Source organism: Bullifex sp. (assembly GCF_034103065.1).
Classification (GTDB): Bacteria; Spirochaetota; Spirochaetia; order Sphaerochaetales; family Sphaerochaetaceae; genus Bullifex.
Map to the genome: position 1 here is coordinate 1 of NZ_JAXEGN010000122.1, position 7,900 is coordinate 7,900.

The 7,900-nt window shown below is 31.2% G+C and carries 10 protein-coding genes and 1 pseudogene; 10 read left to right on the plus strand and 1 reads right to left on the minus strand.

Translation table 11 applies throughout. The annotated features are described in order from the left end of the window. Positions 1-55 precede the first annotated feature (55 nt). The 8 genes from rpmH (at position 56) to SOY52_RS04830 (ending at position 4,736) form a co-directional block, all read left to right on the plus strand. Positions 56-223: a 50S ribosomal protein L34 gene (rpmH, locus tag SOY52_RS04795; RefSeq protein ID WP_320847841.1), complete on the plus strand. Its 168-nt coding sequence runs from the start codon at positions 56-58 to the stop codon at positions 221-223. Further along, positions 204-560, plus strand: a complete 357-nt coding sequence (gene rnpA, locus SOY52_RS04800; RefSeq protein WP_320847842.1) for a ribonuclease P protein component — start codon at positions 204-206, stop codon at positions 558-560. The genes rpmH and rnpA overlap by 20 nt, the downstream gene beginning before the upstream one ends. A gap of 82 nt (positions 561-642) precedes the next feature. After that, positions 643-2,391, plus strand: a complete 1,749-nt coding sequence (yidC, locus tag SOY52_RS04805) for a membrane protein insertase YidC (protein WP_320847843.1) — start codon at positions 643-645, stop codon at positions 2,389-2,391. A 12-nt stretch (positions 2,392-2,403) separates the two neighbouring features. Continuing rightward, complete coding sequence (jag, locus tag SOY52_RS04810; RefSeq protein WP_320847844.1) at positions 2,404-3,066, plus strand: RNA-binding cell elongation regulator Jag/EloR; 663 nt, start codon at positions 2,404-2,406, stop codon at positions 3,064-3,066. A 102-nt stretch (positions 3,067-3,168) separates the two neighbouring features. Further along, complete coding sequence (locus SOY52_RS04815) at positions 3,169-3,564, plus strand: transcriptional repressor (protein WP_320847845.1); 396 nt, start codon at positions 3,169-3,171, stop codon at positions 3,562-3,564. A 4-nt stretch (positions 3,565-3,568) separates the two neighbouring features. Further along, entirely contained in the window at positions 3,569-4,111 is a 543-nt protein-coding gene (gene rbr, locus SOY52_RS04820) for a rubrerythrin (protein ID WP_320847846.1), read from the plus strand. Between the two features lie 108 nt (positions 4,112-4,219). Beyond that, positions 4,220-4,498 carry a hypothetical protein gene (locus tag SOY52_RS04825; RefSeq protein WP_320847847.1) on the plus strand — a complete coding sequence of 93 codons (279 nt, stop codon included), beginning with the start codon at positions 4,220-4,222 and terminating at the stop codon, positions 4,496-4,498. A gap of 10 nt (positions 4,499-4,508) precedes the next feature. After that, positions 4,509-4,736 carry a hypothetical protein gene (locus tag SOY52_RS04830; protein WP_320847848.1) on the plus strand — a complete coding sequence of 76 codons (228 nt, stop codon included), beginning with the start codon at positions 4,509-4,511 and terminating at the stop codon, positions 4,734-4,736. A 53-nt stretch (positions 4,737-4,789) separates the two neighbouring features. Here SOY52_RS04830 and SOY52_RS04835 read toward each other — a convergent pair whose 3' ends face one another. Further along, positions 4,790-5,782 carry an adenosine kinase gene (locus tag SOY52_RS04835; protein ID WP_320847849.1) on the minus strand — a complete coding sequence of 331 codons (993 nt, stop codon included), beginning with the start codon at positions 5,780-5,782 and terminating at the stop codon, positions 4,790-4,792. A 69-nt stretch (positions 5,783-5,851) separates the two neighbouring features. Between SOY52_RS04835 and murA the strand changes: the two genes are divergently transcribed. Both murA and SOY52_RS04845 read left to right on the plus strand, forming a co-directional pair. Further along, positions 5,852-7,132, plus strand: a complete 1,281-nt coding sequence (gene murA / locus SOY52_RS04840) for a UDP-N-acetylglucosamine 1-carboxyvinyltransferase (protein WP_320847850.1) — start codon at positions 5,852-5,854, stop codon at positions 7,130-7,132. A 582-nt stretch (positions 7,133-7,714) separates the two neighbouring features. Further along, positions 7,715-7,900, plus strand: a pseudogene (locus SOY52_RS04845) (hypothetical protein); the annotation flags it as partial.

Consider the following 7,900-nt stretch of genomic DNA (forward strand, 5'->3'; position numbering starts at 1 on the left):
TTGTCTGTGAGTTATAAAATCTGCGCTTTTATGCGAAAAATATTGGAGTAAATTCATGAGTTACAAAGGAAAAAGAACCTATCAGCCAAGTAAAGTAAAGAGAAATAGAACTTTTGGTTTCCGTGCACGCATGGCTACTAAAGGTGGTCGTTTAGTTCTTGCTCGTCGTAGAGCTAAGGGCAGACATAACTTAACAGTTTCTGATGAGAAGAAGCCTTTCTAAGATAGAGATAATTCGTAAGAAGCAGGATATAGATCGCATTTTCAAGCAAGGAAAAAATCTTTCTTGTAAGGGAATGCGATTAGCCTTTTTAGAGAACGACTATAATTTCGATCGCTTCATAATCATTCCTGCAAAGCATTATGGCAATGCAGTGGAAAGAAATAAATTAAGGCGAAGGTGTAAAGAATTATTTAGACTGTATCCAAAAAGAGTAATGAAAGATGCTTCTTTAAACACTAAAAGTCATGATATCGCCTTAGTAGTATATCCAGGAAAGGTTCTCAGTTATTCTTTGCTTGAGTCTAAATTTTATGACCTTTTAGACAGAATTAATTGAGAATTGTTCCTTTTCCTCATCTTGCAGAGTTCATATTCCTATCTTTCCTATTATTCTACGGGCCATCATCAAAGGAGATATAATGGATAGGAATACTATTATTGCAATCATACTATCTGTAATTGTTATCACAGTTGGAATGACTGTTCAGACTGTATTTTTCCCAATGGAAAATACTATGGTTACAACTACAGAAACAGAAGAAACAATAGAAGTTGAAAGTGTAACAGATATTATTACTCAACCTGTTGTTTCTAAAAATCAAGTTACAGATACTTCCCCTTTTGTAGTTGAAACAGATGCTATGTCAGTTACTTTTGATCCATATGGTGCATCTGTAAGTAGCATTAAAATGAAGAAGCATTTAGATGCTTCAAAAGAGCCAGTTGAAATACTTTTAAAGGATTCAACAAAAGGTAATGCATTCTTAATGTATCAATCAAATGATACCTCAAAACCTATTACTGAAGCATTTTCTCACAGCATTGAAGAACGTGGAGACCTTATTTTAGTTAATTTCTCACAAGTATTTGAACAAAATGGCAGAGAATATGAAATTGTAAAGAAATATGCTTTAGCAAAGTCAGAAGAATACTTATTCCAAATAGCAATTACATTAAATTCACTTGATGGAAATGCATTACCATTTACTGTTTATACCTTAGGTGTAGAACCTCAAGTTGGTCCTGAATTTGAGAGTTTAAATGGTAATTATGACTACAGAAGAATGTATTATAAGCTTAGTGATAAGAATAGTAAAAAGAATGTAAGCTTCAAAAATGGTGTTGCTACTGTAAATGATAGTATTTCTTGGGCAGCTCTTGCAGGTAAGTATTTTACTATTATTGGTATTCCTACAAGTGGTGTAGATTACACTGTTAAATTCACTCAGAGTACAGCAGAAAAACAGCAAAATTCTTTCTATTTAACAAGAAATGGAGTTAATTCTTCATCTGTAACAGATGTATATAGCTTCTATTGTGGACCAAAACTAACTAAATACCTCAATATGTATGATATTGCAAATGATAATACATTTGATATCACAAACCTCCATCTTGCAAAGGTAATGGATTCATCAACATGGCTTGGATGGCTTGAAACAATACTTAAATGGGTATTAACACTTATTTATAGATTTATTCCAAACTATGGTGTTGCTATCATTATTCTCACACTTCTAATTAAGCTTATGCTCCAGCCAATTAGTAAAAAAGGTATGGAGTCTACAGCTAAGATGTCTGCTTTAAATCCAAAACTTGAAGAACTCAAAACAAAATATGCAGATGATCCAAATGCTTTAAATGCAGCAATGGCAAAATTGTATAAGGAAGAAGGTATTAACCCAATGGGTTCATGTCTTCCTATGTTTATCCAGTTCCCAGTATTTATTGCACTTTATGGCTTGTTAAATAACCATTTTGAGCTTCGTGGTGCTATGTTTATCCCTGGTTGGATTCCTGATCTATCTATTCCTGATACAGTATTTACTCTTGGATTTAATCTTCCTTTAATTGGTAATCAAATCCACCTTCTTCCAATCATTTATACTGTTTCAATGATATTCTCAATGAAGATTACTCAGACAGGTACAACAGATGCTTCTCAAGCAGGAATGATGAAATTCATGACATACGGTATGCCATTAATTTTCTTCTTCATGCTATATAATGCACCATCTGGTCTTCTTGTTTACTGGACTGTTACTAATGCTATTTCTATCATCCAGCAGGTTTATGTAAATTCAAAGAAAAAGAAACAATTTGAAGAAGAAATAAAAGCTAAGGAAGAGAGTAAAAACCTTAAATTCAAAAGTAAAAAGAGAAAGTAAAAGGAATATATAATGACAAGAGAATTTGAAGGAAAGACAGAACAAGAAGCCATTGATATGGCTATTCAGGAGTTAGGTCTTGAAAGAGATGATTTCGATGTAGAAATCATTGATTCACATAAAAAAACATTCTTTAAGAAAGGAAGTGTAAAAATTAGGGTTCATATCCCTGAACCAGTAGTTGAAGAACCTTTTATTGGTGAAGTTCTTTCAAGTGAGAGTGAAAATGAAGAAAAGATTTTAAAATTCATAGAAACTCTCATTTCAAAGATGGGATATGAATGTAAGGTTAATATTAACTTTCGAAAGGATTATAAATTAGGTTTTAATATTGAAAGCCCTAATTCTTCAATACTTATTGGTAGAAAAGGTAAAAATCTTGATGCTATTCAGCTTATTACAAATGTTTATGCTGCAAAGCTTGATGAAGATTATAAAATAATTGTTGATAGCGAAGATTATAGAATGAGGCATGAAGAATACATTGTTAGAAATGCTTTCAAGAGTGCTGAATATGTAAGAAAAACTGGTAAGAGTAAGTTATTAGAACCTATGAATCCATTTGAGAGAAGATTAATTCATACTGCTCTTAATGATTTTAATGGTGTTGAAACTAAGAGTGAAGGTGAAGGCCTTTATAAACAAGTAAGAATTATTCCTGTAAAGAATGATTAACCAATGTGCCGATCTTAATAGGTCGGCATTAATTTTTTTTAAGTTGACAACTATTTGTTTACCTACTATATTAATTAGTAATTATTATTGATAAGGATTATTATGAAAGAACTTAGAAATACAAAGCAGAGAGAAGAAGTTTTACATAGCGTTAAAGCGCTATGTAATCATCCATCTGCAGAAGAAGTTTATGCTCATGTAAGAACAAATAATCCTAATATCAGTAAAGGAACAGTATATAGAAATTTAAATTTGCTTACTGATTTAAATGAAATTAGTAAGGTAGAAATGCCTGGTAATGAACCAGATAGATTTGATGTTAGAACAGATAATCATCATCATGCTTTTTGTCGAATATGCAAAAAACTATATGATTTTGAGCTTGATGAAGATTTATCTATCAAAGGTCATATTGTGGGTAAAGAATTTCTATCAGAAAAAAGTCAATTGATTCTTACAGGTATCTGTCAAGATTGCTTAAGTAAGGAGAAGGAGTAATAAAATGGAATTAAAAGGTAGTAAGACAGAAAAAAACTTACAGGCAGCATTTGCAGGTGAAAGCCAGGCAAGAAATAAGTATACTTACTTTGCTTCTAAGGCTAAAAAAGAAGGTTATGTTCAGATTTCAAAGATTTTTGAAGAAACTGCAAACAATGAAAAAGAGCATGCTAAACTTTGGTTTAAGCTTTTACAGGAAAATGGTGAAATTCCTTCAACTGCAGAGAATTTAAGAGAAGCAGCAGCTGGTGAAAACTACGAGTGGACAGATATGTATGCTACCTTCGCTAAAGAAGCAGATGAAGAAGGTTTTACAAAGATTGCAGCAATGTTTAGAGGTGTTGCAAAAATTGAAGCTGAACATGAGAAGAGATATCTTGAACTTCTTAGCAATGTAGAAAATGGTCTTGTTTTCTCTAAGGATAATGATATGGTTTGGCAGTGTTCTAACTGTGGTCACATTGTAATCGGTAAGAAGGCTCCAGAGGTATGTCCAGTTTGTTCACATCCTCAGGCTTATTTCGAAATTGCAGCTAAGAATTGGTAATTTAAATTAATCAATTTATGGAGAGTATTTGTATTATTTCAAGTACTCTCTTTTTTTTATTGTCATTATTATAAATAAAGCTATATTTATCACTATAGGAGAAATATTATGGCAGAGTATTATTCAAATGATCCTGATAATAAAAGAAAAGGTGATGAAGGAACATTACCACTAATTATGGGTATTCTTGCTATTGTATTTACAATAACTTTTTCTCGCCTTATAGGTTTTATTCTAGGTATTATTGCAATTATTAAAGGAAACCAACATAGATTATATGATAATGATGCTAAGATTGGTTTTATTTGTGGTATTATAGCAGTTTGCTTATCATCAATTGCTTTATTAGCAATATTTTCATTCTTCTTTGCTATTTTGGTAATTTAAGAGGTAAATTATGAAAAAGAGATATCCTTTAATTTGCTCAATAATAGGTATTGTAACAGCAATAACTATCTTTCTTTCACCAATATCACTGCTACTATCAATAATTGGGTTAGTAAAAAGTAGTGAAGATAGAAAAACATATTTAGATTCTTTTATTATTAGCTTAATAGGAAGTGTAGTATCAATTATTTCACTTACTATTTTATTTTGCTTGTTTAGACTATTAATTGTATTTTGATTATTAAAGAGCCCGAAGTGTTAAACCTCGGGCAAACCTGAAAATGTACTTAATTAAAGATAAGTTTTTTCTATATATTTTCTAAGTTCTTCACTCTTTTCTTTTGTAAATTGAGCACCAATTTGGCTTATTATTTCACCTGCAAGGAAAGATGCTATCTTACCAGATGTTTCACTAGAACATCCCTTTTCAATACCGTATAAAAAACCAGCAGCATACGTATCTCCTGCTCCTGTTGTATCAACTGGTGTTGAAGCACCTTGTACATCGATTTTAGTTATTACTCTATTATCTGAAACAAAAGAACCTTTTTTTCCATTTTTTACAATTGCAATATTTGTTAGTTTTCCCATGCTCTTACAGCATTCATAAGCATCATAGTTATCAAATAAATATCTTGCTTCTTCACTATTTGCAAAAACAATATCACAATAATTTGTAATTAAATCTAAGAAATCTGCACGATATCTTCCTACAGCAAATGGATCAGCAATATCGAAAGCAACCTTTATATTATTTTCCTTACAATATGCAAGTACTTTTCTAATAGCTCTCTTTTGAGGTTCTGTATCCCACATATAACCTGTAAAATAGAATATTTCGGCATCCTTTAAGCTATCAAAGTTAACATTTGGAGCATCAAAACATTTATTAGCTCCCAAGAAAGTATTCATTGTTCTTTCTTTATCATCTGTTAACATAATGATTGATGTACCAGTTGGTTCATCATAGGAAATTAAATCATCTTTAACTCCTATTTCTTTTAATTTTGATCTATAAACATCAGCTAACTCATCTTTTCCAACACCACCTGCTAATGTAGTAGGGATACCTAAAGAACAAAGTGTAACCATAGTGTTAGGACAAGAACCACCAGGAGAATATACAAGCTTTTTTGTTTTTAAGTAATCAAGGAGTTCTTTGTGTCTTTGTTTATCAATTAAATGCATTGTACCTTTATATAGTGATAACGCATTAAGATCATCATTAGTGATATTTGAAAGAATATCTATTAAAGGATTTCCAATTCCATATATTTTGCTCATGAGAAAAGTATAAAACAGTATTAATGTATTAACAATGCAAAAGGTTAAGATACATGCTAAACTTTGTATATGAGTCAGTATGTTATTAATGGAGGAAAAACTTTAAAAGGAGAAGTTCTTATTAGTGGAAATAAGAACGCAGCACTACCATGTATTGCTGCAACGCTATTAAGTGATGAGAAAATTACACTGAGAAATATTCCAGATATTTTGGATGTTTCTGTAATGCTTAAGCTTTCTCAAGAACTTGGCTCAGAAATAAAAAGAGTAGATAAAAACACAGTAGAAATAAAGTCTCATGTTCATTTTGATGGACTTGATCCAGCTTTAGTTGATAGTGTAAGAGGATCAATACTTTTTTCCGGTCCACTACTTGCAAGAGGAGAGAAGGTAATAATACCTCCTCCTGGTGGAGATGTTATTGGCTTAAGACGCCTTGATACCCACTTTCTAGGTCTCTCAGCATTAGGTGTTGATTGTAATATAGATGATAGAGGTTATTTAATATTAACGCCTCCTAAGAGGCTTGTAGGGGCTGATATATTTTTAGATGAAGCATCTGTAACAGCAACAGAAAATGTAATTATGGCAGCTACATTAGCTTTGGGTGAAAGCACTATCTATAATGCAGCTTGTGAACCTCATATTCAAAATTTATGTAATTTATTGAATATGATGGGAAGTGAAATAGAAGGTATTGGATCAAACTTCCTTAGAATAAAAGGTAAAGAAAAATTACATGGTGCAGATCACATTATCTCTAGTGATTACATGGAAACAGGATCATTTATTGGACTTGCAGCTGCAACAGGAAGTGAACTCTTATTAAAAAGAGTTGATACACCATTTTTAAGGCCTCTAGAATTAGGGTTTAATAAACTAGGTATCAAGTTTGAAATATATAAAGATAGTGTTTATATACCAAGTAAGCAAAGTAAAGTTATTTCAAAGACCTATTCTGGTGTTACAAATAAACTAGACGATGCACCTTGGCCAGGATTTCCTGCAGACCTTTTATCGATAATGACAGTAACAGCAACACAAATGAATGGAACTCTATTAATTCATGAGAAAATGTTTGAATCAAGATTATATTTTGTAGATTATCTAATTAGGATGGGGGCAGATATTATTCTTTGTGATCCTCATAGAGCTGTTGTAAATGGAAAGAGTAGATTACGTCCTTGTGATTTAATAAGTCCTGATGTAAGAGCTGGTATGGCTATGGTAATTGCTGCATTAGCAACAGAAGGTAAGTGTGCAATTAGTAGAATTGATCAAATAGAGAGAGGTTATGAATCTCTTCTAGATAAGTTAATTAATATTGGTGCAGATATTAAAAAACAGTAAATTTTAATATTAATGTCATATATAGATAGCTTCTAATGTCATTAATTTATTAACACTACATAGGTACTAGATATAAGTTTTCCACAAGTTTTCAACAAGTTTTCCACAATGAGTTAAAAAAGGTTGTTGAAAACGTTGTTGATAACTACTTTTTGTTGTTATTAATACAATATATAAAATATTGTTAACTTCTTATTTTATAAATAATTATATAGGATTACACATAATAAAAAATATCTAAAAATTATATAATTTTTTAATTGTTGAAAACCCTAAAAAGTTTTCAACAACTACCAATTTTTACCGAGTTTTCAACAGGTTTTCAACAACTAAAAGTTTTTATGTGTAAAAGTAAGTAAATGCTAATAATTATTGAAATTAGCTGTGTTGAAAACTAAAAAAAAGGAAAAAGCAGACCTATAATAGATCTGCCTAGAAATACACATTCTATAGTGTATTAGACAATATGAAGTGACCTCCCATATAAAAATTGCAAATTCGTGAATTCTGCGAGATACTTGGGAAAATAAATTAATTAAAAAAAGCATGACGCATTAGCACATGCAATAAAGGAGATCACTAATGATAGATAGTGTAATTTATGTTGGAATAGATGTCCATAAGGATACAAACAGTGTATGCATGTATGATAGGCAAGATAATGCATTTTTTGCAGAAGCAAAGTTAGATGTAGGAACAGACATCATGGTCAAATACCTCAAAAAAGCGATGAAGGACTATGGAATAACCAGCGAGAGCCAGTTCTTG

Bases quoted from the DNA above. Each gene is read 5' to 3' on its own strand.
- rpmH (WP_320847841.1), top strand. From the start codon at position 56: ATGAGTTACAAAGGAAAAAGAACCTATCAGCCAAGTAAAGTAAAGAGA.
- rnpA (WP_320847842.1), top strand. From the start codon at position 204: ATGAGAAGAAGCCTTTCTAAGATAGAGATAATTCGTAAGAAGCAGGAT.
- yidC (WP_320847843.1), top strand. From the start codon at position 643: ATGGATAGGAATACTATTATTGCAATCATACTATCTGTAATTGTTATC.
- jag (WP_320847844.1), top strand. From the start codon at position 2,404: ATGACAAGAGAATTTGAAGGAAAGACAGAACAAGAAGCCATTGATATG.
- SOY52_RS04815 (WP_320847845.1), top strand. From the start codon at position 3,169: ATGAAAGAACTTAGAAATACAAAGCAGAGAGAAGAAGTTTTACATAGC.
- rbr (WP_320847846.1), top strand. From the start codon at position 3,569: ATGGAATTAAAAGGTAGTAAGACAGAAAAAAACTTACAGGCAGCATTT.
- SOY52_RS04825 (WP_320847847.1), top strand. From the start codon at position 4,220: ATGGCAGAGTATTATTCAAATGATCCTGATAATAAAAGAAAAGGTGAT.
- SOY52_RS04830 (WP_320847848.1), top strand. From the start codon at position 4,509: ATGAAAAAGAGATATCCTTTAATTTGCTCAATAATAGGTATTGTAACA.
- SOY52_RS04835 (WP_320847849.1), bottom strand. From the start codon at position 5,782: ATGAGCAAAATATATGGAATTGGAAATCCTTTAATAGATATTCTTTCA.
- murA (WP_320847850.1), top strand. From the start codon at position 5,852: ATGAGTCAGTATGTTATTAATGGAGGAAAAACTTTAAAAGGAGAAGTT.